We start from the raw sequence: 22,799 nt of genomic DNA on the forward strand, positions 1-22,799 counted from the left end.
CGTTCACCGCTCAATCGTCTTGTTCCACCGCGCATTCCAAGCCGGCCGGTTCGCATTGATGCTGTCCCAGTCCACCGTGATCGCCGTCTTCATGTAGCCGTTGATCGCGGCCACCTGCGCGGCGCCCTCGCCCACGACCGGCGCCTTGGGGTTGGTTGGGATCTGGCTGCCGTACTGCAGCACGTTCGCCTGCGCCAGCGGCGAGAGCAGGAACTCTGTCAGCTTCTGCGCCAGCTCGGGCTCGCTGTTGTTGGCGATCACGCACTGGCCGACGATCAACACCACGGCGCCTTCCTTCGGGTTCGCGTATTCGACCGGGATGCCCTTGGTCTTCATGGCGGCCACGGCCGTCGGGGTCAGCGGGAAGATCGCGGCCTCGTTGGTCTGGACCATCTCGGAGAGCTTGGCCGAACTCGGGATGTACTCCAGCACGTTCGGGCCGATGGTCGTCGGCCAGGCCTTGAAGCCCGGCTCGACGTTCTTCTCGCTACCGCCCTGGATGCGGTTGAACATCAGGAAGCCGTGCAGCCCGAAGGACGACGCCGAGGCCGACTGAAACACCACCTTGCCTTTGAACTTCGGGTCGGCCAGGTCCATCCACGAGGTCGGCGGCGCCCAGCCCTTCTCCTTGAACATCTTCGCGTTGTAGGCCAGGCCGGTCATGCCCAGGCTCACGCCGCTGGCCATGTCGCCCTTGAAGCGTGCGGCCGGGTAGATCTCGTTGAGCGCGGCGCTCGGGCGTTGCTTCTCGCACAGGCCCATGCCGATGGCGCGCGCCATGATGCCGTCGTCGAGGAACATCACGTGCATCTGCGGACGGTCCTTGTTGGCCTGCGCCTTGGCCAGGATGTCGGACGAGGTGCCGGGCACGACCACCACCTTGACATTGTTGGCCTTCTCGAAAGCCGGGAAGACGTACTGCGTGTACGCCTTCTCGAAGGTGCCGCCGTTCATGCCGATGTAGATCGTCTTGGTCTGCGCGCCGGCCATGCCGGTGACGGCCAGCGCAGCGGCGGCCACCGCGGTGAAGACGGTGCGGCGCAGGGCCGCGGACGGTGAGGCGATGCGGGGGATGGACATGGCTTTCCTTTCGGTGGGTGAAGGGGATGCTGAGAGAGAACGGTTCAATGCGCGAGCGCAGGCTCGACGACGGATGTGTGGGCGAAGCGGTCGATGGCGAAGGCGTCGATGGGCGTGGCGCTCTGGCCATCGCTCACCAGCTCCGCCAGCACCTCGCCGACTGCGGGCCCGATCTGGAAGCCGGCGCCGGCGAAGCCGAAGCCGTGGAACAGCCCGGTCGTGGTGCGGCTCGGGCCGACCACGGGTTGTCGATCTGGCAGGTATCCCTCGGTGCCGCTCCAGGTGCGGATGAAATGGGCATGGCGCAGCACGGGCAGCAGTTCGATCGCCTGCGTGGCGAGCGCGGCCATCGACGCACGATCGGAACGCGCGCGGTCGGCATCGAGCGCACGACCCGGCCCGCCGCCGAGCACCAGGTTGCCGCGCGCGACCTGGCGGCAGTACACGCTGCCGCCTTCCACGCCCAGGCTCCAGTGCATGAAGAAGGGCATCGGCTCGGTCACCGCCATGGCCGGATGGCCGGACTGCATCGGCACCGCATCGCCGAACTGCGCGGCGATGCTGTTGGCCCAGGCGCCCGCGCAATTGAGCAGCACCTGCGACTTCACCTGCAGCGCATTGCCCGCACGCAGATGGAAGAACTGGCCGTCGTGCGCGATCTCGTCGACCCGCGTGCGCTCGTGGATGTCCGCACCCGCACGACGCGCCGCGAGCGCGAAGGCCGGCGACACCAGGCGCGGATTGGCCTGGCCGTCTTCGAGGCAGAGCGAGCCACCGACCGCCTTGCCGCCGAGCCACGGGCACTGCGCCCGCAGCCGCGCACCCGAGAGGATGTCGATGCCCAGGTCGAAGTCGCGCGCGCTGTCGCGATAGGCTTCCAGCGCGGCCAGGTCGGCCTCGCTGCGGGCGATCTTGAAGTGGCCTGATCGGATGTATTCGCCGTCGGTGCCGAGCAGTTCGGGCAGCCGCCCCCAGATGCCGTGCGCGCGCTGCGCCAGCGGCAGCTGGCTGATCGGCCGGCCCTGGCGCCGCACGCCGCCGTAGTTCACGCCGCTCGATCGCGAACCGCACAGGTCGCGTTCCAGCAGCACCACGCGCAGCCCCTTGCGGCGCAGCGCCAGCGCGGCCGAGCTGCCGACGATGCCGCCGCCGACGATGGCGATATCGGTCACGATGTGCTGCGTCATGCGGCCACCTCTTTATCGGCCGCGTGCACCAGATGGATCGGGATCGGCTTGATCGGCGCCTGCCCGCGGAAGCGGCCGACCTGCTGCACTGGCTGGCCGGTGGCCTGCGCGAGGATCTCCGCCGCCGCCACGCCGCACATGCGGCCCTGGCAACGGCCCATGCCGACGCGCGTCAGTGCCTTGAGCCGGTTCATTTCGTCGGCCCCGCTGTCGGCGACGGCGCGACGCAACTCGCCGGCCGTGACGTTTTCGCAGCGGCACACGACGAGATCGTCGGGCGCCTGCGCGGCCCAATCGTCGGGAAAGGGAAAGGCGCGTTCCAGCCCTGCGCGGAAGCCCATGAGCTTTTCGAGCTTCTGCTGCAACCCATTGGCACGCTGCGCATCGACAGTCACGCCGTGGTCGGCCAGCAGCGTGAGGGCCGCGAGTTCGCCCGCCCACTCGGCCGCATCGGCGCCCATGATGCCAGCGCCATCGCCCGCGAGGTAAACGCCCGGCACGCTGGAGCGCCCTGCCGCATCGCGCTCGGGCAGGTGCGCGCGGTGCATCGGCGCGAAGGTGAAGCGGCAGCCGAGCAGGTCGGCCAATTGGGTTTCGGAACGCAGCGCGTAACCAAAGCCGACGGCATCGCAGTCGAGCGAACGTTCGTGGCCGCCTTCGGCCCAGACGACCGAGCGCACACGCTGGTCGCCCTGCATGCGGACCAGCCGCACGCCGTTGTGCATCGCCACGCCGTGCGCGCGCAGCCAAGCGACGTAGTACACGCCCTTCGCGAAAACCGCAGGTTGCCGAAGCATCGCCGGCACGGCCGCAAGCTGATCGCCGAAGCGCGCCGTGTCGAGCACCGCCGCCACCTCGACGCCGGCTTTCGCATACTGGTACGCCACCAGATAGAGCAGCGGCCCGGTGCCCGCGAACACCACGCGAGAACCGATGGCGCAACCCTGGAACTTGAGCGCCACCTGCGCGCCGCCGAGCGTGTACACGCCGGGCAGCGTCCAGCCCGGCACGGGCAGCACCCGGTCGGTCGCGCCGGTGGCGACGATGAGCTGGCCGTAAGGCACGGTGCGCGTGGTCTGCGTGGGACCGTGCAGCACGTCGAGCCGGTGGTCCTGCACGTTCCACACGAGGCTGTCGGGCCGGTGGTCGATGCGGTCCTGCACACCGTCGATGGCCGCATGCACGGCGGTGGCGCGTGCGGCCTCGGTGCCGTAGAGCGTCCGCGGCGTGCGCTTGAAATGGGCGGGCGGGCGACGGTAGATCTGGCCGCCGGCACGCGCCGCCTCGTCGATCACGATCGGCCGCACGCCGTGCGCGGCCAGCGTCTGCGCCGCACGGATGCCGGCCGGGCCAGCGCCGACGATGACGGGCTGCAGTGCGGGCCTGGTCATGCCGGCACCTCGCTGAGCAGCGCCATGCCCGGCGCAATGAAGGTCGAGCAGGCCCGCAGCCGCGCGCCGTCGGCGGTGGCGATCCAGCAGTCCTGGCAGGCGCCCATCATGCAGAAGCCTGCCCGCGGCTCGCCGCTGAATTCGTTGCGGCGCAATTGCGCGCCCTGCGTGAGCACGGCGGTCAGCACCGTGTCGCCTTCCAGCGCCTGCACCGGCCGTCCGTCGAGCGTGAACGACACAGCGGCGCGCTGCGTTTCGGCGACGCGGCGCAACAAGGGTTGTGCGGTGCCGAGGCTCATTTGTGCCCGCCCACCAGCACGCGGTCGAGGCCGTAGAGCCGGTCGAGCACGATCATTGCGACAGCCGTGACCGCGACCATCAGCGCCGACACCGCCGCCATCAGCGGGTCGATGGACTCGGTCGCGTACATGTACATGCGCACCGGCAGGGTCACCGTGCTCGGCGAGGTCACGAAGATCGACATCGTCACCTCGTCGAAGCTGTTGATGAAGGCCAGCAGCCAGCCGCCCGTCACACCCGGCAGGATCATCGGCAACGTGATGCGCCTGAACACCGTCGCCTGGCTCGCGCCCAGCGACAGCGCGGCCTGCTCGGCGCTGCGGTCGAAGCCCACCAGCGCGGCCACCACCAGGCGCAGTGTGTAGGGCGTGACGATCAGCGCGTGCGCAAAGATCAGGAAGCCGAAGCTGCCGGTGCCGCCGACCAGCGCGAACATCCGCAGCAGCGCGACGCCCAGCACCAGGTGCGGAATGATCAGTGGCGACAGGAAGAGCGCGTTGAGGAAGTCGCGCCCCGGAAAAGCGTAGCGCGTGATCGCCATGCCGGCCGGTACCGCGAGCAGCGTCGCGATGGTGGCGGAGGCAAGCGCCAGCCACAGGCTGTTCCAGAAGGACTGCATGAAGTCCGAATGCTCGAAGACCGCGCGGAACCAGCGCAGTGAGAACTCGGTCGTCGGCAAGGTCAGCGTGTTCTCGGGCGTGAAGGCGACCACGCAGACGACCACCAGGGGTGCCAGCATGAAGGCGATGACGAGCGCGTTGAACGCGAGGGCGAGGGGGCCGTTCTTCGACATGGATCAGCCCAGCGCTTTCTTGTAGCGGCCTTCGACGAGGCGGTTGTAGCTGAGCATCACCACGAGGTTCGCGGCGAGCAGCACCAGCGCAATAGCAGCGCCGAGCGGCCAGTTCAGCTCGTGCAGGTACTCGTCGTACACCACCGTGGCGACCATCTTCAGCCGACGTCCGCCGAGCAGGCCGGGGATGGCGAAAGAACTGGCAGCCAGCCCGAAGACGATCAGGCTGCCCGACAGGATGCCAGGCATGACCTGCGGCAGCACGATGCGCCGCAGCGTGGTCAAGGGCGTGGCGCCGAGCGACAGCGCCGCGTTCTCAACGCCCGCGTCGAGCTTCTGCAGCGAGGTCCACACCGGGATCACCATGAAGGGCAGCATCACATGCACCAGCGCGATGACGATGGCCGTCTCGGTGTAGAGGATCTTGACCGGGCCGATGCCGACGAGGCCCAGCAGCCCGTTGACCAGGCCTTCCGGTCCGAGCAGCATGCTCCAGCCGAAGGCGCGCACCACCACCGACACCAGCAGCGGCGCGAGCACCACCAGCAGCAGGATCGAGCGCCACGGGTTGCGCATGCGGCTGAGCACGTAGGCCTCGGGCGTGCCGATGAGCACGCAGATCAGCGCGACCAGCGCCGAGATCCAGAAGGTGCGCCAGAAGATGCCGTAGTAGTAGGAGTCGGTGAAGAGGTGCGTGTAGTGCGTGAGCGTGAACTCGCCGCTCTTCACGCCCAGCGTCGGGTCGTAGACGTTGAACGACAGCACCGCGGTGAGCCCCAGCGGCACCAGCAGCAGCACGGTGAACAGCACCAGCGCCGGGGCCGAGAGCCACCAGGGCGTGGACTTCCTGGCAAGCGCACTCATGCAGGCACCCCTTCGGCGACCGATTCGTCGGCCGGCAACAGGCGCGTGCAGTGGTCGGGCCAGTCGATGCCGGCGGCCTGGCCTTCGTCGAGCGCGTCGCGTCCGTCGTTGGGGGTCAGCACCATGATGTCGCCCACCGGCGTCGTCACGCGATAGAGCCACTGGCTGCCGAGGAAGAAGCGCTCGCCCACCACGCCCTGGAGCCGGCCGCTGCCGGCGGCGACCAGTTGCGCCTTCTCGGGCCGCACGCTCAGCAGCACGGCGGCGCCGGGGCGGAAGCCTGCGTCGTCCACGTCGACGGCGAGCGGACCGATCTCGACGCGCGTGCGGCTGCCGACCGAGGCGACCCGGCCTTCCAGCAGGTTCGCCTTGCCGACGAAGGTTGAGATGAAGCGCGTGCGCGGATGCTCGTACACGCGGTGCGGATGGTCGATCTGCGTGGCGCGGCCGCCTTCCATCACGACCACGCGGTCGCTGATGGACATCGCCTCGCTCTGGTCGTGCGTGACCATGATGGTGGTGGTGCCGACCTTGCGCTGGATCTGGCGCAGCTCGAACTGCATCTCCTCGCGCAGCTTGGCGTCGAGGTTCGACAGCGGCTCGTCGAGCAGCAGCACCGGCGGCTCGATCACCAGCGCGCGGGCCAGGGCGACGCGCTGGCGCTGGCCACCAGAGAGCTCGCGCGGGTACTTCTTCGCATGCATTTCGAGGTGCACCAGCGCCAGCGCCTGCGCGACGCGTTCCTGCCGCTCGGCCTTGGGCATCTTGCGCATCTCGAGGCCGAAGCTCACGTTGTCGGCCACCGTCATGTGCGGGAACAGCGCGTAAGTCTGGAACACGATGCCCAGGCCGCGCGTGTTGGCCTTGGCGTTGGTGATGTCCTGGCCGTCGAGTTCGATGCGCCCACTGCTCACCGCCTCGAAGCCGGCCACCATCTGCAGCGTGGTGGTCTTGCCGCAGCCCGACGGACCGAGCAGCGAGACGAACTCGCCCTTCTCCACGGACAGGTTCATGGCCGACACGGCGCAGGTCGTGCCGTAGTACTTGGTCACGCCGGTGAGTTGAAGAAATGACATGGATGGCCTTTCATCGATCGGGGGCCGCTGCAGGGTCTGAATCCCAGCGGCGTTCGAACCAATCTATTGCAATAACCGAACCAGAACGATTCTGGTATTCCATTAAACGGAAGTTATATTCTTTTTATTCCGATAGATGGAATGATTGTGATAATCTGCGCCACAGAGATTCCGCACACACGACCATGACGACGACTTCCACCGCCACCGGGGGCGTGCCCCGGGTCTTTCTGGTGATCCGCGCGCTGTCCGAACTGCAGGCCGAAGGCGGCCGCGTGACCCAGATCGCACGAAATGTGGGCCTGACCCAGGCCACCACGCACCGTTTGCTGCAATCGCTGGTGACCGAGGGCGTGGTGGAACAGGACGAGCGCAGCAAGCTCTACCGGCTGAGCATCGACTTCTTCGCGCTGGCGGCGAAGGCCGGGGACGGCGGCGGGCTGCGTGCCCTGTGCCGCCCCGCTCTGCTGCGACTGAGCGCCAGCCTGGGCGACAGCATCTTCCTGCTGGTGCGCAGCAGCTTCGACGCCGTCTGCCTCGACCGCAGCGAAGGCCCCTTCCCCATCCGCTCCTTCACCGGCGACATCGGCGGGCGCATTGCGCTGGGCGTGGGCCAGGGCGCGCTGGCAATCCTCGCTTTCCTGCCGGAGGCCGAGCGCGAGGAGGTCATCCGCTTCAACCTGTCGCGGGTGCGCGAGTACGGCGTGTACGACGAGGTCTACCTGCGCACCGAGATCGAGAAGGTTCGCCAGCAGGGCTACGCCGGCCGCAACACCGGCCTGCTCGAAGGCATGGCCGGCGTGGCGGTGCCGATCTGCGACCGCGAAGGCCGTGCCGTGGCCGCGCTGAGCGTGGGCACCATCGCCGACCGGCTCAACGCCGACCGCATGCCCACGGTGGTCGAGTTGCTCAAGCGCGAGGCGGCCGCCATCGGCCCGCGCATCAACCCGTTCGACCCGACGCTGCGCCGACCCGCGCAGAGCCTGGCCGGGTCGCCGGCCGCGCAGAAGATCCACCCGCCCGAAGCACCCGCATCGTCGGATTGAGCACGAATGGCAGCGCGACATCGGCAACGCCGTGAGATGGCGGTGGGCAGCGGGTTTTCACCGATGCACTGCCGCGGTGCGTGACATACAGTTACGCCACTTCGCAAGCGGCCCAGCCGTAGCGCGAGGGCCGAGGAGACACATTCGCGAACACCATAATCACGAATCGATACGCATCCCAAGAGATGCAATTTTTATAAAGCGCCGCTGAGTCGGCGCTTTTTTTTGCCCGCCCGATCCGCCACCAGCGCAACGCTGAACTCACGCACCACTCCTGATTTCATAGCATCCCGGATGCGACAATCGCCGCCATGGACATGCTGGTTGTGACACTCGCCTCGCTCTTGGCGGGTTTTATCGATTCGATCGTAGGTGGCGGCGGATTGATTCTGGTCCCGGCGTTGTTCGCCGTTTTCCCCGGCGCGCCACCCGCCACGCTGCTGGGCACCAACAAGGCCGCCTCAGTTTGGGGCACCGCCGCTGCCGCCGCGCAGTTCAGCCGCCGTGTGCAGCTTCGCTGGCATGCGCTGCTGCCAGCGGCAGCGCTGGGCTTTGTCGGATCGATGTCCGGTGCCTGGGCCGTGACCGTGTTCCCGGGCGACTTCCTGCGCCGTGCGCTGCCCTTCATCCTGCTGGCCGTGCTGGCCTACACGCTGGTGCGCAAGGACATGGGCAAACACCATGTGCCCCGTTTCGTCGGACGCCATGAGGTTCTGGCGGCAGGCTCGGTGGGCCTGCTGATCGGCGCCTACGACGGCTTCTTCGGCCCCGGCACGGGCAGCTTCCTGGTGTTCCTGTTCGTGCGATGGCTGGGTTACGACTTCCTGAACGCTTCGGCATCGGCCAAGATCATCAACACCGCCACCAACTTCGCGGCGCTGATCCTGCTGGCGGCCAAAGGCCACGTCTGGTGGCATTTCGCGCTGGTGATGGCGCTGGCCAACGTGGCGGGCAGCCTCCTGGGCACGCGCGTGGCGCTGCGTCATGGTGCGGGCTTCGTGCGCGGCGTGTTCATCTTCGTCGTCAGCGCCCTGATCCTGAAGACCGCCTACGACGCCTTCTTGAAATAGGTTCGTTGGAATAGGTTCGCCCCCAGGCTTGCTCGCTGCGCGTAGCCGCCTACCCCCTTCCGGGGGCAGCACCAGCGGCCCGGCGGAGCCGGTTCCGCGGTGCTTCCCGCAAAGGCCGGCAAGGCCGCTCAGGGGGCGGGGGCCGTCGGCGAAGGCACGGGCCACACCACGTCGCTGGCGACGCGGGGCGTGCCGATGGGTGCGGTGGCCTTGCCCAGCTTGATCGCGGCCATGTCGGCCTCGCTGGGATACTGGTTGGCAAGCCAGTAGTCGAACACGCGCCGTGCCAACGGCGCCGCGGCGCCCGCACCCCAACCTGCGTTCTCGACGATCACGGCCACCGCGATCTTCGGATCGTTGGCGGGCGCGAAGCCCATGAACAGCGCATGGTCGCGCTGGTGCTCTTCCAGCGCACGCGCGTTGTACTTGGTGTTCTGCGCCTGCGTCACCGCCTGCGCGGTGCCCGTCTTGCCCGCAGCCTGGTAGGCCGCCCCTGCGAACACGCCGCGTGCGGTGCCGGCGCTGACCACGCTCACCAGGCCGTCGCGAACGACGGCCACGTTGGCTGGCGCAAAGCCCAGGTCGTCGGCCGGCGGCTGCACCACGGGCGTGACCTGGCCGCTGACGGTGTCGCGGGTGGCCAGCACCACATGCGGCTTGTGGCGGATGCCGCCATCCGCCACGATGGCCGTGGCCTGCGCCAACTGCAGCATGGTGAAGTTGTTGTAGCCCTGGCCGATGCCCAGCGAGATGGTCTCGCCTGCATACCACTTCTGCTGCTCGGGCCGCTTGTAGGCGGCGCGCTTCCAGGCCGTACTCGGCAGCACACCACGCAACTCGCCGCCCAGGTCGATGCCGGTGATCTGGCCGAAGCCCAGCGGCTTCATGAAGTCGTGGATCAGGTCCACGCCCATTTCGTTGGCCAGTGAGTAGAAGTAGATGTTGCTCGACAGCTGGATCGCCCGGCGCATGTCGACGCCACCGATGTTGCCTTCCGGGCTGCCGAAGCGATGCCCGCCGAAGTTGAAGTAGCCCGGGTCGTTGACCACCACGTTCGGCCCGCGCTTGCCCGTCTGCAACGCGGCCAGCGCCATGAAGGGCTTGTAGGTCGATCCGGGCGGATAGCTGCCCCGCAGCGCGCGGTTGAGCAGTGGCTTGTCGAGCGACTCGCTCAGTTCCTTCCAGCTGTCCGTGTCGATGCCTTCGACGAACAGGTTCGGGTCGAAGGTCGGCTTGCTGACGAAGGCGAGGATCTCCCCGGTGCGCGGGTCCATCGCCACCAGCGCACCGCGACGGTTGCCGAACATGTCCTCCACCAGCTTCTGCAGCTTGATGTCGAGCGCCAGCATCACGGTGTTGCCCGGCGTCGCCGGATGGCTGGCCAGGCGACGCACCGCACGGCCGCCGGCGGAGGTCTCCATCTGCTCGACGCCGGTCAGCCCGTGCAGCGTCTTCTCGTAGCTCTGTTCGACGCCCAGCTTGCCGATGTAGTCCGTGCCCTTGTAGTTGGCGAGGTCCTCGTCGCTCCAGTCCTCCATCGCGGTCTTCTCGCGCTGGTTGATGCGGCCGATGTAGCCCAGCACGTGACTCGCCGTCTCGCCGTTGGGGTAGTTGCGAAACAGGCGTGCCTTGATTTCAACGCCGGGAAAGCGATAGCGCTGCGCGGCGAAACGAGCCACTTCCTCGTCGCTCAAGCGGGTGCGGATGGGCACCGAGTCGAAGCTGCGCGAGTCTTCCCGCAGCCGCTTGAAGCGGCGCCGGTCGCGCGGCGTGATGTCCACCACCTTCGACAGGTTGTCGATCGCCTCTTCGACGTCACCGGCCTTGGAGGGTGTGATCTCCAGCGTGTAGGCCGAGTAGTTCGAAGCCAGCACGATCCCGTTGCGGTCGAGGATGAGCCCCCGGTTGGGCACCACCGGCACGATGGCAGTGCGGTTGCTCTCGGCCTGTTCGGCCAAGTCTTCGTGGCGCACGACCTGGAGGTAGAACAGCCGCGCGCACAACAGACCGAAGGCCGTGAGCACCACCAACCCGATGATGAACACGCGACGCTTGAAGCGCGCGATCTCAGCGGCAACGTTGCGGATTTCAGTCATGGAAAGCTTCGAGTCGCGAAGACGCGGTTTCGTTCAGCTTACAGGGGCCGGTTGGCGTCGGGGTCCGGCGTGCGGCGCTGCGGCGCCAGCAGCAGCAGGCTGGCCAGCGGCCAGAACACCGCCTCGAGCAGCGGCGAGATCAGCAGTGACCAGCCCGGGAACACCCCCCCGCCGATCATGCGGATGGCCAACTCGATCAGGTGTGACAACGCGAACAGCGGAATGAGCTGCAGCGCCTGCAGCAGCACCGGGTACCAGAGCAGCCGCCGGTGCAGCGTGATCGCGCAGAAACCCAATGTGGTGTACGACAGCGCATGCTGACCGAGTAGCGCCGACTGGTGCACGTCCATGCACAGCCCGAACACGAAGGCCACGCCGATGCCGATGCGGCTGGGCTGGTGCACGCTCCAGAACACGATCACCAGCGCGAGCAGGTCGGGCGTCCAGGCCCCGCGGCCGAGCGGCAGCATGTCGAGCAGCAGCGCGACGATCAGGCTCGCCCAGATGAACACCGGGCTGACGGGCAGCAGCAACTGTTGCTGGCCGGGACGCATGATCATGGTGCGGCCCTTTCCTTGGGCTCGGGCCGGGTCACCTTGTCCGTCTTGGCGTCCGTCTTGCCCTCGGATTTCTTCTTCAACGCCGCGGAGGCAGAGGCAGCCGATGCCGCTGCGGTTGCAGCCTGTGCGGCACGCACCGCTGTCTGGTCGCCCACCGGTTGCAGCACGAGCACATAGCGCGCGGCGGTCACCTGCGCCAACGGCACGCAGTAGATGCGCGCAAAACCCGAGTCCGCGCGACGCTCGATGCGGGCGATCTTCGCCACCGGCAACCCGGCCGGATACACGCCGTCCACACCGCTGGTGGCGAGCAGGTCACCCTCCTGCAGATCGGAATTGGCCGCCATGAAGCGCAGCTCCAGCCCGTTGCCATGCGCGCTCGCGTCGCCGAAGGCCACGCTGCGCGCGCCGGTCCGGGTGTTTTGTACGGGAATCGCCTGGTCGCGGTCGATGACCAGCGTGACCTCGCTCGCCAAAGGCTGTACCAGCGTGACCTGACCCAGCACACCGTGCTCGTCGATCACCGGCGAGCCGGCGACGATACCGCTGGACAGGCCCTGGTCAATGACGATCTTGCGCGTGTACGGATCGGCCGCGTCGTAGAGTACCTCGGCCGCGCGGCCCGGCGTGGTGGTGAGCTGGCGCAAGTCGAGCATGGCGCGCAACCGGGCGTTGTCACGCGCGAGCGCGTCGGCCTGGCTCGCGCGCTCTGACTGCAGCGCCAGCGCCTTGCGGGCGTCGGACTCGTTGCGCTGCGCGGTCTGCAGGTCGTCGAAATAACGGCCACCACCAACGAACATCTGCACCGGCTTGAGCGCCAGCCACTGCGCAGGATAGAGCAGCGTGCCAATGGCCTGGCGCATCGGCTGCACGATGTGAAAGCGCGCGTCGGCCACCATCAGGAACAGCGCCAGCGCACTGAAGAAGATCAGCTTGCTGAGCGCCGACGGCCCCTGGTTGAACAGGGGCGGGGCGGTTCGATCAAGAGTGCCGAGAGGCATGGTGCGGTTTTACGCCAGAAGAAACACACGGGGAAACCTGCATTCTCGCGGGGTGCCGCGGAACCGGCTTTGCCGGGCCGCAGGCGCCGCCCCCCGGTAGGGGGTTGGCGGAGGCGACACGCAGTGCGCCGCAGCCTGGGGGCGAGCCTTACTCCGACGTGAAGATGCTGCCCAGGCGGTCCATGCGTTCCAGCGCGATGCCGCAGCCGCGCACCACGCAGGTCAGCGGGTCTTCGGCCACCAGCACCGGCAGGCCGGTTTCTTCGGCCAGCAGCCGGTCCAGATCACGCAGCAATGCGCCGCCACCGGTCAGCATCATCCCGCGGTCGGCGATGTCGGCGCCCAGTTCGGGCGGCGTCTGTTCGAGCGCGTTCTTCACGGCCGAGACGATGTTGTTGAGCGGATCGGTCAGCGCTTCCAGCACTTCGTTGCTGCTGATGGTGAAGCTGCGCGGCACGCCTTCGCTGAGGTTGCGGCCCTTGACTTCCATCTCCTTGACCTCGGAGCCGGGGAAGGCCGAGCCGATGGTCTTCTTGATGACTTCGGCTGTCGGCTCGCCGATCAGCATGCCGTAGTTGCGGCGGATGTAGTTGATGATGGCTTCGTCGAAGCGGTCGCCGCCCACGCGGACGCTACCCTTGTAGACCATGCCACCCAGCGAGATCACGCCCACTTCGGTGGTACCGCCGCCGATGTCGACGACCATCGAGCCGGAAGCCTCGGACACCGGCAGGCCGGCACCGATGGCCGCAGCCATGGGTTCTTCGATGAGGTAGACCGAGGTGGCGCCGGCCGCCTCGGCCGCGTCCTTGATGGCGCGGCGCTCGACCTGGGTCGAGCCGCAGGGCACGCAGATGATGATGCGCGGGCTGGGCGCGAGCATCGAACGCGGATGCACCATCTTGATGAACTGCTTGATCATCTGCTCGGTGATCACGAAGTCGGCAATCACGCCGTCCTTCATCGGGCGGATGGCCTCGATGTTGCCTGGGACCTTGCCCAGCATCGCCTTGGCTTCACGGCCCACGGCCTGGATCACCTTCTTGCCGTGCGGACCGCCTTCGTGGCGGATGGCCACGACGGAAGGCTCGTCCAGGACGATGCCCTTGCCGCGCGCGAAGATCAGGGTGTTGGCGGTGCCGAGGTCGATCGCGAGGTCGGTCGAAAAGTACCGACGAAAAGTGCCGAACATTGCGAAATCCTATGAGGGCACGGCTTGCGCGTCGGCAGGTCGTCGCCCTGTATTTGTCGTTTGATTGGGGGTGTAGAGGTTGTTTTTGCGGCAAAAACCGGCGCGTTGGCGGGGGTCGCGGCAAAGGCGGGATAATACCCGAATCCCCCTCGGCCTCCCATGCAAACGCATCCTTTCCGGGTGCATTACATGCCGTTTCCAGACGTATTCCTCATGTCCCTGACCCATTCCGACATCGACCGCATTGCATCGCTTGCGCGGCTGCAGCTGGCGCCCGACGAAAGCGAGCGCATGCTCAGTCAGCTCAACGGCTTTTTCGACATCGTCGAGAAAATGCGTTCGGTCGACACCGCGGGCGTCCAGCCGCTGGCCCATCCGGTGGCCGCCATCGAAGACATCACGCTGCGCCTGCGCGACGACGTCGCGAGCGAGCCTAACGACCGCGAGGCCAACCAGCGCAGCGCACCGGCCGTCGAAGGCGGCCTGTTCCTGGTGCCGAAGGTGATCGAATGAAAAAAGACCTGCACCAACTCGGCGTGGCCGAACTGGCCCGTGCGCTCGCTGCGCGTGAAGTCTCCGCGGTCGAAACCGCCCAGCATTTCCTGCAGCGCATGGCCGCGCACGAGGCGCTCGGCGCTTTCGTGGCCGTCGACGCCGACGTGACGCTGGCGCAGGCCCGCGCGGCCGACGCCCAGCTCGCGAGCGGCAACGCGCCCCTCCTGGCCGGCGTGCCGATCGCCCACAAGGACATTTTCGTCACGCGGGACTTCCCGACCACCGCAGGTTCGCGCATGCTGGCGGGCTACCGTTCGCCCTTCGACGCGACCGTGGTGCGCAAGCTGAGCGAAGCCGGCACCGTGACGCTGGGCAAGCTCAGCTGCGACGAGTTCGCCATGGGCTCGGCCAACGAGAACGTGGCCGTGCCGGCCGCCGGCGGCACGGTCGTCGTGCCGGTGCGCAACCCATGGGACACCGAGCGCATTCCGGGCGGATCTTCCGGCGGCAGCGCAGCGGCTGTGGCCGCGCGCCTGGCACCGGCCGCCACCGGCACCGACACCGGTGGCTCGATCCGCCAGCCCGCTTCGTTCTGCGGCGTGACCGGCATCAAGCCGACCTACGGCCGCGCCTCGCGCTACGGCATGGTCGCCTTTGCCTCCAGCCTCGACCAGGCCGGCCCCATGGCCCGTTCGGCCGAAGACTGCGCGCTGCTGCTGTCGGCCCTGTGTGGCCCGGACCTCGACCGCGACTCGACTTCGATCGACCGGCCGGCCGAAGACTTCTCGCGCTCGTTGAGCGATTCGCTCGAAGGCCTGCGCATCGGCGTGCCCAGGGAGTTCCTGGGCGACGGCGTGGCACCCGGCGTGCGCGCGGCCATCGAGGCGGCGCTGGTCGCGTACGAAAAACTCGGGGCCCGGCGTGTCGAGATTTCGCTGCCGCGCACCGAGCTGTCGATTCCGGTCTACTACATCATTGCGCCGGCCGAGGCGTCGAGCAACCTGAGCCGCTTCGACGGCGTCAAGTTCGGCCACCGCGCCAAGGACTATCGCGACCTGGCCGACATGTACGGCAGGACGCGCGCCGAAGGCTTCGGCGACGAGGTCAAGCGCCGCATCATGATCGGCACCTACGTGCTGAGCCACGGCTACTACGACGCCTACTACCTGCAGGCGCAAAAGATCCGCCGCATGATCGCCGACGACTTCCAGCAGGCCTTCACCCAGTGCGACCTGATCGCCGGCCCGGTGGCACCCACCACCGCCTGGAAGATCGGCTCGCATGGCGACGACCCCATGGCCGACTACCTGGCCGACATCTTCACGCTGCCCGGCTCGCTCGCCGGCCTGCCCGGCATGAGCGTGCCGGCGGGCTTCGACGGCGGCATGCCCGTGGGCCTGCAGCTGATCGGCAACTACTTCGGCGAGGCGAAGCTGCTGAATGCGGCGCATCGCTTCCAGCAGGCCACCGATTGGCACCAGCACAAGCCGGAGGGCTTCTGACATGAGCGAACCCGTGAACACCTTCGAAGCCCAGCAGCAAGGGCGCCCCACCGGCCCGCTGGTGCAAGGCTATGAAGTCATCATCGGCTTCGAGACGCACTCGCAGCTCTCGACCGAATCGAAGATCTTCAGCCGCGCCTCCACCGCCTTCGGCGCCGAACCCAACACGCAGGCCTGCGCGGTCGACCTGGCGCTGCCCGGCACGCTGCCGGTGATGAACAAGGGTGCGGTCGAACGCGCCATCAAGCTCGGCCTGGCGCTGGGCTCGACCATCGCGCCGCGCAGCGTGTTCGCGCGCAAGAACTACTTCTACCCCGACCTTCCCAAGGGCTACCAGATCAGCCAGTTCGAGATTCCGGTGGTGCAGGGCGGCTCGGTCAGCTTCTTCCTGGGCGAGGAACAGAAAACCGTGCGCCTGGTACGCGCCCACCTCGAAGAAGACGCGGGCAAGTCGCTGCACGAGAACTTCATCGGCCAGTCGGGCATCGACCTGAACCGCGCGGGCACGCCGCTGCTGGAGATCGTGACCGAACCCGACATGCGCTCGACCGCCGAGGCCGTGGCCTATGCGCGCGAGCTGCACAAGATCGTCACCTGGATCGGCATCTGCGACGGCAACATGCAGGAAGGCAGCTTTCGCTGCGACGCCAACGTGTCGGTGCGCAAGCCGGGCCAGCCGCTGGGCACGCGCCGCGAGATCAAGAACCTCAACAGCTTCAAGTTCATGCAGCAGGCGATCGACTACGAGATCCGCTGGCAGATCGAGGAGATCGAGGACGGCCGCGCCATCCAGCAGGCCACCGTGCTGTTCAACCCCGACACGGGCGAGACGCGCGCCATGCGCACCAAGGAAGACGCGGCCGACTACCGCTACTTCCCCGACCCGGACCTGCCGCCGCTGGCGATCGCGCCCGAATGGGTCGAGCGCGTGCGTGCCGAGATGCCCGAGCTGCCGCGTGCGATGGCCGAGCGCTATGTCACGACGCATGGCCTGTCGGCGTACGACGCAGACCAGCTGACGCAGAGCCTGGCGCTCGCGCACTACTTCGACGCCGCGGTGGCCGCGGGTGCCGCGCCCAAGCTGGCGAGCAACTGGATCACCGGCGAGATCGCGCGCCGGCTCAATGCGCAGGACCTCGCCATCGACCAGGCGCCGGTCACGTCGGCGCAGCTGGCCAGGCTGGTCGTGCGCATCGGTGACGAAACCATCTCCAACAACGCGGCGCGCCAGGTGTTCGACGCGCTGTGGACCGGCGACGGCGACGACGTCGACGCGGTGATCGAGGCCAAGGGCTTGAAGCAGATGCGCGACACCGGCGCGCTCGAAGCCATCGTCGACGGTGTGCTGGCCACAAACCAGAAGAACATCGACGAATACCGCGCGGGCAAGGACAAGGCCTTCAACGCGCTCGTCGGCCAAGTCATGAAGGCCAGCCAGGGCAAGGCCAACCCGGCGCAGGTCAACGCGCTTTTGAAGGCGAAGCTGGGCTGACGGGCAACCGGCCGGCTGTACAGCCGGCAATCAGCTCCGCGTTCGTGACCAGGCGACCCTGGCGGTCGCGGCACACGTAGACGGCCGGGCCCTTGCGCCCGTGGCTGTCTTTGGCTGGACCACTGGACGGCGATCGCGGTGCAGCGACCGTGGTTGCCGGGGTTGAAGCAGGGGTCTGAGGCAACGGCTGCGGCGCGGCGTGCGCGCTCCAGGCCAACATCACGATCCCGATGCCCGTCAGGGGCATCGACCAGACCCGTCGGCCCGCGCAGCGCAACACGGTGGCGCTCAGGTCGCGCCGTAGCGCGCCCGGTAGGCCACCACGTTGGCGCGGTGCACCCCCAGCGCGTCGTCGGCGCCGTCGGTCAGGTATTGCAGCAGGTCGGCGAGCGTGGCGATCGCCACCACCTGCAGGCCCAGTTGCTCCCGCACGTACTGCACGGCGCTGTGCGCGACATCCTGACCGTCTTCCGTGGCCTTCTCCTGGCGATCGAGCGCAATCGCCACCGCATGCGGCGTGGCACCCGCATTGCGGATGATGGCGATCGACTCGCGCACTGCGGTGCCGGCCGACATGACGTCGTCGACGATCAGCACGCGACCCTGCAGCGGCGCGCCCACCAGCGAGCCGCCCTCGCCGTGAGCCTTGGCTTCCTTGCGGTTGTAGGCAAAGGGCACGTTATGCCCGCGGCGTGCCAGTTCCACCGCTACCGCGGCGCCCAAGGGGATGCCCTTGTACGCGGGGCCGAAGATCATGTCGAACGCCAGGCCGCTCGCGATCAGCCGCTCTGCATAGAATTCGGCCAGCCGCATCAGCTTGGCGCCGTCGTCGAACAGCCCCGCATTGAAGAAATAGGGGCTCAGGCGGCCGGACTTGATCTTGAACTCGCCAAAGCGCAGCACCCCTGCGTCGAGCGCGAATTTCACGAAGTCCTGCGCCAGCGCGCCATCCTTGTCCACATCTTCTGCAACAGCCACGGGAATTCCTTTTGTTCAAACTGACCAGCCTCAACCTCAATGGCCTGCGTTCGGCCGCCACCAAGGGCGTGGCCGACTGGGTGGCCGAACTGGCGCCGGATTGTATTTGCATGCAGGAGATCCGGGTCCAGGCCAGCGACATCGAAGGCCGCTTCGAAGAGATGGCCGGCCTGAAGGGCCACTTCCATTTTGCCGAGAAGAAGGGCTACGCCGGCACCGCGATCTACACGAAGCATGCACCCAGCGAGGTCGTGGTCGGATGGGGCGATGCCGAGTTCGACGCCGAGGGCCGCTACCTCGAACTGCGCTTCGACACGCCCGCGCGCAAGCTGTCGATCATCAGCTGCTACTTCCCCAGCGGCTCATCCGGCGAGGAGCGCCAGGCCGCCAAGTTCCGCTTTCTCAAGGGCTTCTTCCCGCACCTGAACGCGCTCAAGCGCGAACGCGAATTCATCCTCTGCGGCGACATCAACATCGCGCACCAGGAGATCGACCTGAAGAACTGGAAGGGCAACATGAAGAACAGCGGCTTCCTCCCCGAAGAGCGCGCCTGGATGACCCGCCTGCTCGACGCGGGCACCGACGGCGCCGGCCTGATCGACGTCTACCGCATGCTCAAGCCCGACACCACCGGCGAGGCCTACACCTGGTGGAGCAACCGCGGCCAGGCCTATGCGAAGAACGTGGGCTGGCGGCTGGACTACCACCTGGCGACGCCGGCCATCGCGGCGCTCGCCAGGCACGAGTCGATCTACAAGACCGTGAAGTTCAGCGACCATGCGCCGATCACGGTGGATTACGAGTTCACCCTCTGACGCCGCACATGGCGAAGGGTCCTCGATGTCCGAAACTGTGAATACCTTTCACAGGCTTGCATCCGGACACCCCAAGGCAATGGCCTGCCCCGCCGACCTGGCGGAATCACCGATTCATCCGGCGAGAAATGCCAACGCTCTAGATACGAATTCGGCATGAAACTGGAAAACCGCGCCGTGCCCCGCGTCCGGATAGATGACGAGTTCACTGTTGGGAAGACGCCGCGCCAGATCATGCGTGTTCTGGCTGGGAACCATCCGGTCGTTGTCGCCGTTGACCACGAGCACAGGATGCACCACCCTCGAGAGATCGGCAGGTTGCTTGTCTCCCCAGCGACGCAGCGCTTTGAGTTGCGCCTGAAGCGCCGCGACAGTGATCGTCTTGTCGCGGTTCCAGGTGCGCTCCTTCAAGCGATCCAAGAACGTCTTGCCAGCCCGAATCCCCGCTGACGTGCGGGTGAAGAACAGGTACTGCTTGGGGTCCTGGAATGTCAGCAGGCCGCGAACCATGTCCACATAGGTGACGCGCGCCACCTTGCTGATGCCTTCGCCGCCGGCGGGCCCGGAGCCAGTGATGATCATCCTGCGCACGCGCCGTGGCGCCATCAGCGCGATCTCCTGCGCCACCATGCCGCCCATCGAGAATCCGAAGAGATCGACCTGATCGAAGCCCATTGCCTCGATGAAGAGGATGGCGTCTTCGGCCATCTGCTCGATCGACGTGGCCGGCTTGCCACTGGAGGCGCCAACGCCCCGGTTGTCGAAAGCAACCACGTGGTGCCGGGCCGCAAGCCCGTCGATCACGCGGGGATCCCAGTTGTCGAGTACGGCGGCCAAGTGAATCAGGCAAACGACGGGAGGGCCGGGGTTGGTGCCGCCCAGTTCGCGATAGGCAAAAGTCACGCCGCCCGCCGTTATCGTGCGCGTCGGCGCGTCCTTCCACATGACTTGCGTTGGCGTCGCTGAAATCATGCCGCCAACGCCGGGTAGTCTGTGTAGCCCTTGGCGCCAGGGGTATACGCCGTGGCCATGTCCGGCGCATTCAGCGGCGCATCTGTCCGCATGCGCTCGACCAGATCGGGGTTGGCAATGAACGGCCGGGCAAATGCGATGAGATCGGCCTGACCCGTATGGAGTGCGTCTTCCGCAGATGCGCGATCAAAGCCGCCGGCGAGGATGAACAAGCCCTTGAACGCAGCCCGCAATTTCGCCTTCAGCTCGCCAGGCACGGGCGGCGCGCCCAGGGCCGAATGGTCCAACACATGAACGTACAACAGTCCCAACTTCGACAGCGCCTCGGTGAGCGCCAAGTATTGCGCTTCAGCGCCGGGAAACGCGCCCGTGCTGTTGAACATGCCGAACGGCGACAGCCGGATGCCAACCCTATCGGCGCCGACAGCGGCCACCGTGGCGCGGGTGACCTCGAGCGCAAAGCGATTGCGCTCTTCGATGCCGCCACCATAGCCATCGGTGCGCTGGTTCACGTTGCCGTTCAGGAACTGCTCGATCAGATACCCATTGGCCGCGTGCAACTCGATCCCGTCGAACCCCGCATCGATCGCGAGCCGGGCCGAGTGGGCATACTCGCTCACGGCCTGGGCAATGTCGGCTTCGGCCATGGCGCGCGGCACGCTGTGCGGTTGCATGCCTCGTGAGTCGGTGTACATCTCGCCAGGACATGTCTCGGACGTCGGCCCGAGCACTTCGGCCCCAGCGGGCAGGTTGGCCGTCTGCGTCACGCGACCGGTATGCATGAGTTGGACAAACATCTTGCCGCCTCTGGCGTGGACGGCATCGGTGACCGCCTTCCATGCGACGGCATGCGCTTCATTGAACAGGCCTGGAATACGTGGGTAGCCGAGACCGTTAGGCGAAGGCGAAGTGCCCTCGGCAATGATCAGGCCTGCCGTTGCGCGCTGCGCATAGTACGCCGCCATCAAGGCATTGGGCGTGTTGGCCTCGACGGCACGGCTGCGCGTCATGGGTGCCATGACGATGCGATTGGCCAGTTGGAGCGAAGCGCTGGAGAGCGGGTCGAAAAGCATGCTCATCCTGGATGTGATGTTGGGTGGGGTCATGCTGCTTGCGGCAGATAACTGGAACGTTCCGCAGTGAAACCCTTCTTGACCTGAACGGTGAGTTCATCGGCAAGCACTTCGTCGAAGCCCGCTTCCAGTCCATCGAGCGCCCGCTTGACGATGTCTTCAGGGCTCGACTTCGGCGCTTCGAAGCCGCGCGTGAGATCGGTGTCGACATAGGCCATGTGCAGACCCAGCACCTGCGTCTTCTGGGCAGCGAGTTCGTTGCGCAAGGCGTTGGTCAGCGACCAGGCTGCCGACTTGCTGGCGGAGTAGGCGGCGAGTTCCCCACCGTTGACCCAGGAGGCCACCGACAGGACGTTGAGCAGGGCACCACCGCCATTGGCCTTGAGGATGGGCGCGAAGGCCTTGCTCACGCGCAACATAGCGAAGAAGTTGGTCTCGAAAATCCGGCGCGCTGTGTCTTCGCTGTCTTCTGCCAGAAAGCCACCCAGCTGGGCGATGCCCGCATTGTTGATGACCAGCGTGACGTCCGACGCCATGGCGGCAGCCGCCGCCACATCCTCAGGATGGTTGACGTCCAGGCGCAGCTCCTGAACGCCGGTGGGGCTGATGGCCACGGGGTGGCGCGTGCCTGCATAGACTTTTTTCGCGCCGCGGGCGAGCAACTCGCGTGAGAATGCCTGACCAATCCCGCGATTGGCACCTGTGACGAGCGCAACGGCGTTTTCTATTTTCATGAATGACTCCAGAGTTGGATGAAGGAATGTTGGAAATGCGTCGTCAAGCTCACCTGAGCTTGATGACGACCTTGCCCTTGGCCCTGCCGGACTCGACATAGGCCATGGCGTCGTTCGTGGCCTCGAACGGAAAAATCCTGTCGATCACGGGAACGATGGCGCCAGCCTCAATGAGCTGAGTGATCGCGCGCAACTGAGCCCCATCGGCACGCATGAAGAGGAAGGCGTAGCGCACGTCGCGCTGGTTCGCTTTTCGACGAATCTGCGCACTGAGGAGTCGCATGATCGGCTTCACGAACCAGGGCGCATGGACCGCTCGTGCGAAGTCGGGATCGGGTGGGCCGGAGATGGAAATCAGTTTGCCGCCGGGCTTGAGCACCCCGAGAGATTTTTGAAGCGTCCTGCCGTCCTGGCTATTCAAAACGACGTCGTAGTCCCTCAAGACATCCGAGAAGTCCTGCTGCCTGTAGTCGACCACCACATCGGCGCCCAGGCGCTTCACGAGCGCAATGCTGCTTGCGCTCGTCGTCGTCGCGACGATGGCGCCCAAGTGTCTGGCCAGTTGGATGGCGAAGGTACCCACGCCGCCCGAGCCGGCCTGGATGAAGACCTTCTGGCCCTTTTCAAGGCCCGCCTTCTCAACGAGCGCCTGCCATGCGGTCAGGCCCACCAGCGGGATGGAAGCAGCCTCCTCCATCGTCAGGCCCTGGGGCTTGAGCGCCAGCGAGGACTCCCTGACCGGAAGATATTCGGCGAAGCTGCCGATGCGCAAGTCGTCCGGCCGCGCATAGACCTCGTCGCCGACCTTGAACTGCCGCACTTGAGGACCGACCTTGACCACCACGCCTGCCACGTCATGGCCCAGGACGATGGGCAGGCGGTAAGGCAGGAAGAGTTTGAACTCCCCGTCCCTGATCTTGGCGTCGAGCAGGTTCACCCCAGCAGCATGCACCTCGACCAGAACTTCGTCGTTGCGCAAATCCGGCATCGGAAGGTCTGCAAGTCGCAGCGTGCTTTTCTTTTCGTATCGATCGAGAACGAATGCTTTCATGGTGTCCTTTGCGTGCGTGCACTTCAACGTG

Annotated in this window: 22 protein-coding genes; 6 read left to right on the top strand and 16 right to left on the bottom strand. The window is 66.7% G+C overall.

Annotated features, from left to right (window positions below; genetic code table 11):
• Window positions 1-3 precede the first annotated feature (3 nt).
• The 7 genes from J2W36_RS08335 to J2W36_RS08365 are packed head-to-tail and all read right to left on the bottom strand — an operon-like array spanning window position 4 to window position 6,691.
• Complete coding sequence (locus J2W36_RS08335) at window positions 4-1,080, bottom strand: ABC transporter substrate-binding protein (RefSeq protein WP_307689245.1); 1,077 nt, start codon at window positions 1,078-1,080, stop codon at window positions 4-6.
• Between the two features lie 44 nt (window positions 1,081-1,124).
• Window positions 1,125-2,267 carry an NAD(P)/FAD-dependent oxidoreductase gene (locus J2W36_RS08340; protein ID WP_307689246.1) on the bottom strand — a complete coding sequence of 381 codons (1,143 nt, stop codon included), beginning with the start codon at window positions 2,265-2,267 and terminating at the stop codon, window positions 1,125-1,127.
• A complete protein-coding gene (locus J2W36_RS08345; RefSeq protein ID WP_307689248.1) occupies window positions 2,264-3,658 on the bottom strand; it encodes an FAD/NAD(P)-dependent oxidoreductase in 1,395 nt (464 codons plus the stop codon). Before J2W36_RS08345 ends, J2W36_RS08340 begins: the two co-directional genes overlap by 4 nt.
• Complete coding sequence (locus J2W36_RS08350; RefSeq protein WP_307689249.1) at window positions 3,655-3,957, bottom strand: (2Fe-2S)-binding protein; 303 nt, start codon at window positions 3,955-3,957, stop codon at window positions 3,655-3,657. Before J2W36_RS08350 ends, J2W36_RS08345 begins: the two co-directional genes overlap by 4 nt.
• On the bottom strand, window positions 3,954-4,751 hold the full coding sequence (locus J2W36_RS08355; protein WP_307689250.1) for an ABC transporter permease: 798 nt from the start codon (window positions 4,749-4,751) through the stop codon (window positions 3,954-3,956). Before J2W36_RS08355 ends, J2W36_RS08350 begins: the two co-directional genes overlap by 4 nt.
• Window positions 4,752-4,754: 3 nt before the next feature.
• A complete protein-coding gene (locus tag J2W36_RS08360) occupies window positions 4,755-5,615 on the bottom strand; it encodes an ABC transporter permease (RefSeq protein ID WP_307689251.1) in 861 nt (286 codons plus the stop codon).
• Window positions 5,612-6,691: an ABC transporter ATP-binding protein gene (locus J2W36_RS08365; protein ID WP_307689252.1), complete on the bottom strand. Its 1,080-nt coding sequence runs from the start codon at window positions 6,689-6,691 to the stop codon at window positions 5,612-5,614. The genes J2W36_RS08360 and J2W36_RS08365 overlap by 4 nt, the downstream gene beginning before the upstream one ends.
• Before the next feature lie 185 nt (window positions 6,692-6,876).
• Here J2W36_RS08365 and J2W36_RS08370 point away from each other — a divergent pair, with 185 nt between their 5' ends.
• Window positions 6,877-7,737, top strand: a complete 861-nt coding sequence (locus tag J2W36_RS08370; RefSeq protein WP_307689253.1) for an IclR family transcriptional regulator — start codon at window positions 6,877-6,879, stop codon at window positions 7,735-7,737.
• A gap of 311 nt (window positions 7,738-8,048) precedes the next feature.
• Window positions 8,049-8,807: a sulfite exporter TauE/SafE family protein gene (locus J2W36_RS08375; protein ID WP_307689254.1), complete on the top strand. Its 759-nt coding sequence runs from the start codon at window positions 8,049-8,051 to the stop codon at window positions 8,805-8,807.
• A 128-nt stretch (window positions 8,808-8,935) separates the two neighbouring features.
• Here the strand turns inward: J2W36_RS08375 and mrdA are convergent, their stop codons facing one another.
• The 4 genes from mrdA to J2W36_RS08395 all read right to left on the bottom strand — a co-directional run bounded on the left by mrdA (window position 8,936) and on the right by J2W36_RS08395 (window position 13,656).
• The gene (mrdA, locus tag J2W36_RS08380; protein ID WP_307689255.1) at window positions 8,936-10,903 is read right to left on the bottom strand and encodes a penicillin-binding protein 2; all 1,968 of its coding nucleotides are present in this window, start codon (window positions 10,901-10,903) and stop codon (window positions 8,936-8,938) included.
• Window positions 10,904-10,941: 38 nt separating this feature from the next.
• Window positions 10,942-11,463, bottom strand: a complete 522-nt coding sequence (gene mreD, locus J2W36_RS08385; RefSeq protein ID WP_307689256.1) for a rod shape-determining protein MreD — start codon at window positions 11,461-11,463, stop codon at window positions 10,942-10,944.
• Window positions 11,460-12,464 carry a rod shape-determining protein MreC gene (gene mreC / locus J2W36_RS08390; protein WP_307689257.1) on the bottom strand — a complete coding sequence of 335 codons (1,005 nt, stop codon included), beginning with the start codon at window positions 12,462-12,464 and terminating at the stop codon, window positions 11,460-11,462. The genes mreD and mreC overlap by 4 nt, the downstream gene beginning before the upstream one ends.
• 148 nt (window positions 12,465-12,612) lie before the next feature.
• Window positions 12,613-13,656 carry a rod shape-determining protein gene (locus J2W36_RS08395; protein WP_307689258.1) on the bottom strand — a complete coding sequence of 348 codons (1,044 nt, stop codon included), beginning with the start codon at window positions 13,654-13,656 and terminating at the stop codon, window positions 12,613-12,615.
• A 213-nt stretch (window positions 13,657-13,869) separates the two neighbouring features.
• On the opposite strand from J2W36_RS08395, the gene gatC reads away from it, so the two are divergent.
• The 3 genes from gatC to gatB are packed head-to-tail and all read left to right on the top strand — an operon-like array spanning window position 13,870 to window position 17,145.
• The gene (gene gatC, locus J2W36_RS08400) at window positions 13,870-14,169 is read left to right on the top strand and encodes an Asp-tRNA(Asn)/Glu-tRNA(Gln) amidotransferase subunit GatC (protein WP_307689259.1); all 300 of its coding nucleotides are present in this window, start codon (window positions 13,870-13,872) and stop codon (window positions 14,167-14,169) included.
• On the top strand, window positions 14,166-15,653 hold the full coding sequence (gene gatA / locus J2W36_RS08405; RefSeq protein ID WP_307689260.1) for an Asp-tRNA(Asn)/Glu-tRNA(Gln) amidotransferase subunit GatA: 1,488 nt from the start codon (window positions 14,166-14,168) through the stop codon (window positions 15,651-15,653). The genes gatC and gatA overlap by 4 nt, the downstream gene beginning before the upstream one ends.
• A gap of 1 nt (window position 15,654) precedes the next feature.
• The gene (gene gatB / locus J2W36_RS08410) at window positions 15,655-17,145 is read left to right on the top strand and encodes an Asp-tRNA(Asn)/Glu-tRNA(Gln) amidotransferase subunit GatB (protein ID WP_307689261.1); all 1,491 of its coding nucleotides are present in this window, start codon (window positions 15,655-15,657) and stop codon (window positions 17,143-17,145) included.
• A 288-nt stretch (window positions 17,146-17,433) separates the two neighbouring features.
• Here gatB and pyrE read toward each other — a convergent pair whose 3' ends face one another.
• A complete protein-coding gene (pyrE, locus tag J2W36_RS08415) occupies window positions 17,434-18,123 on the bottom strand; it encodes an orotate phosphoribosyltransferase (RefSeq protein WP_307689262.1) in 690 nt (229 codons plus the stop codon).
• Window positions 18,124-18,134: 11 nt separating this feature from the next.
• On the opposite strand from pyrE, the gene J2W36_RS08420 reads away from it, so the two are divergent.
• A complete protein-coding gene (locus J2W36_RS08420; RefSeq protein ID WP_307689263.1) occupies window positions 18,135-18,938 on the top strand; it encodes an exodeoxyribonuclease III in 804 nt (267 codons plus the stop codon).
• A 114-nt stretch (window positions 18,939-19,052) separates the two neighbouring features.
• Here J2W36_RS08420 and J2W36_RS08425 read toward each other — a convergent pair whose 3' ends face one another.
• The 4 genes from J2W36_RS08425 to J2W36_RS08440 are packed head-to-tail and all read right to left on the bottom strand — an operon-like array spanning window position 19,053 to window position 22,768.
• A complete protein-coding gene (locus tag J2W36_RS08425; RefSeq protein WP_307689264.1) occupies window positions 19,053-19,910 on the bottom strand; it encodes an alpha/beta fold hydrolase in 858 nt (285 codons plus the stop codon).
• Window positions 19,907-20,983 carry an alkene reductase gene (locus J2W36_RS08430; RefSeq protein ID WP_307689598.1) on the bottom strand — a complete coding sequence of 359 codons (1,077 nt, stop codon included), beginning with the start codon at window positions 20,981-20,983 and terminating at the stop codon, window positions 19,907-19,909. Before J2W36_RS08430 ends, J2W36_RS08425 begins: the two co-directional genes overlap by 4 nt.
• Window positions 20,984-21,012: 29 nt before the next feature.
• Window positions 21,013-21,717 carry an SDR family oxidoreductase gene (locus J2W36_RS08435; protein ID WP_307689265.1) on the bottom strand — a complete coding sequence of 235 codons (705 nt, stop codon included), beginning with the start codon at window positions 21,715-21,717 and terminating at the stop codon, window positions 21,013-21,015.
• Window positions 21,718-21,766: 49 nt separating this feature from the next.
• Window positions 21,767-22,768: an NADP-dependent oxidoreductase gene (locus J2W36_RS08440; RefSeq protein WP_307689266.1), complete on the bottom strand. Its 1,002-nt coding sequence runs from the start codon at window positions 22,766-22,768 to the stop codon at window positions 21,767-21,769.
• Window positions 22,769-22,799 lie beyond the last annotated feature (31 nt).

The sequence above is a fragment of the Variovorax ginsengisoli genome, from assembly GCF_030811835.1.
In the GTDB taxonomy this organism is placed as follows: Bacteria; Pseudomonadota; Gammaproteobacteria; order Burkholderiales; family Burkholderiaceae_C; genus Variovorax; species Variovorax ginsengisoli_C.

Bases quoted from the DNA above. Each gene is read 5' to 3' on its own strand.
- mrdA (WP_307689255.1), bottom strand. From the start codon at position 10,903: ATGACTGAAATCCGCAACGTTGCCGCTGAGATCGCGCGCTTCAAGCGT.
- gatB (WP_307689261.1), top strand. From the start codon at position 15,655: ATGAGCGAACCCGTGAACACCTTCGAAGCCCAGCAGCAAGGGCGCCCC.
- J2W36_RS08360 (WP_307689251.1), bottom strand. From the start codon at position 5,615: ATGAGTGCGCTTGCCAGGAAGTCCACGCCCTGGTGGCTCTCGGCCCCG.
- J2W36_RS08370 (WP_307689253.1), top strand. From the start codon at position 6,877: ATGACGACGACTTCCACCGCCACCGGGGGCGTGCCCCGGGTCTTTCTG.
- J2W36_RS08430 (WP_307689598.1), bottom strand. From the start codon at position 20,983: ATGCTTTTCGACCCGCTCTCCAGCGCTTCGCTCCAACTGGCCAATCGC.
- mreC (WP_307689257.1), bottom strand. From the start codon at position 12,464: ATGCCTCTCGGCACTCTTGATCGAACCGCCCCGCCCCTGTTCAACCAG.
- J2W36_RS08395 (WP_307689258.1), bottom strand. From the start codon at position 13,656: ATGTTCGGCACTTTTCGTCGGTACTTTTCGACCGACCTCGCGATCGAC.
- gatC (WP_307689259.1), top strand. From the start codon at position 13,870: ATGTCCCTGACCCATTCCGACATCGACCGCATTGCATCGCTTGCGCGG.
- J2W36_RS08440 (WP_307689266.1), bottom strand. From the start codon at position 22,768: ATGAAAGCATTCGTTCTCGATCGATACGAAAAGAAAAGCACGCTGCGA.
- J2W36_RS08350 (WP_307689249.1), bottom strand. From the start codon at position 3,957: ATGAGCCTCGGCACCGCACAACCCTTGTTGCGCCGCGTCGCCGAAACG.
- J2W36_RS08425 (WP_307689264.1), bottom strand. From the start codon at position 19,910: ATGATTTCAGCGACGCCAACGCAAGTCATGTGGAAGGACGCGCCGACG.
- J2W36_RS08345 (WP_307689248.1), bottom strand. From the start codon at position 3,658: ATGACCAGGCCCGCACTGCAGCCCGTCATCGTCGGCGCTGGCCCGGCC.
- J2W36_RS08375 (WP_307689254.1), top strand. From the start codon at position 8,049: ATGGACATGCTGGTTGTGACACTCGCCTCGCTCTTGGCGGGTTTTATC.
- J2W36_RS08355 (WP_307689250.1), bottom strand. From the start codon at position 4,751: ATGTCGAAGAACGGCCCCCTCGCCCTCGCGTTCAACGCGCTCGTCATC.
- J2W36_RS08435 (WP_307689265.1), bottom strand. From the start codon at position 21,717: ATGAAAATAGAAAACGCCGTTGCGCTCGTCACAGGTGCCAATCGCGGG.
- J2W36_RS08340 (WP_307689246.1), bottom strand. From the start codon at position 2,267: ATGACGCAGCACATCGTGACCGATATCGCCATCGTCGGCGGCGGCATC.
- J2W36_RS08335 (WP_307689245.1), bottom strand. From the start codon at position 1,080: ATGTCCATCCCCCGCATCGCCTCACCGTCCGCGGCCCTGCGCCGCACC.
- J2W36_RS08365 (WP_307689252.1), bottom strand. From the start codon at position 6,691: ATGTCATTTCTTCAACTCACCGGCGTGACCAAGTACTACGGCACGACC.
- mreD (WP_307689256.1), bottom strand. From the start codon at position 11,463: ATGATCATGCGTCCCGGCCAGCAACAGTTGCTGCTGCCCGTCAGCCCG.
- gatA (WP_307689260.1), top strand. From the start codon at position 14,166: ATGAAAAAAGACCTGCACCAACTCGGCGTGGCCGAACTGGCCCGTGCG.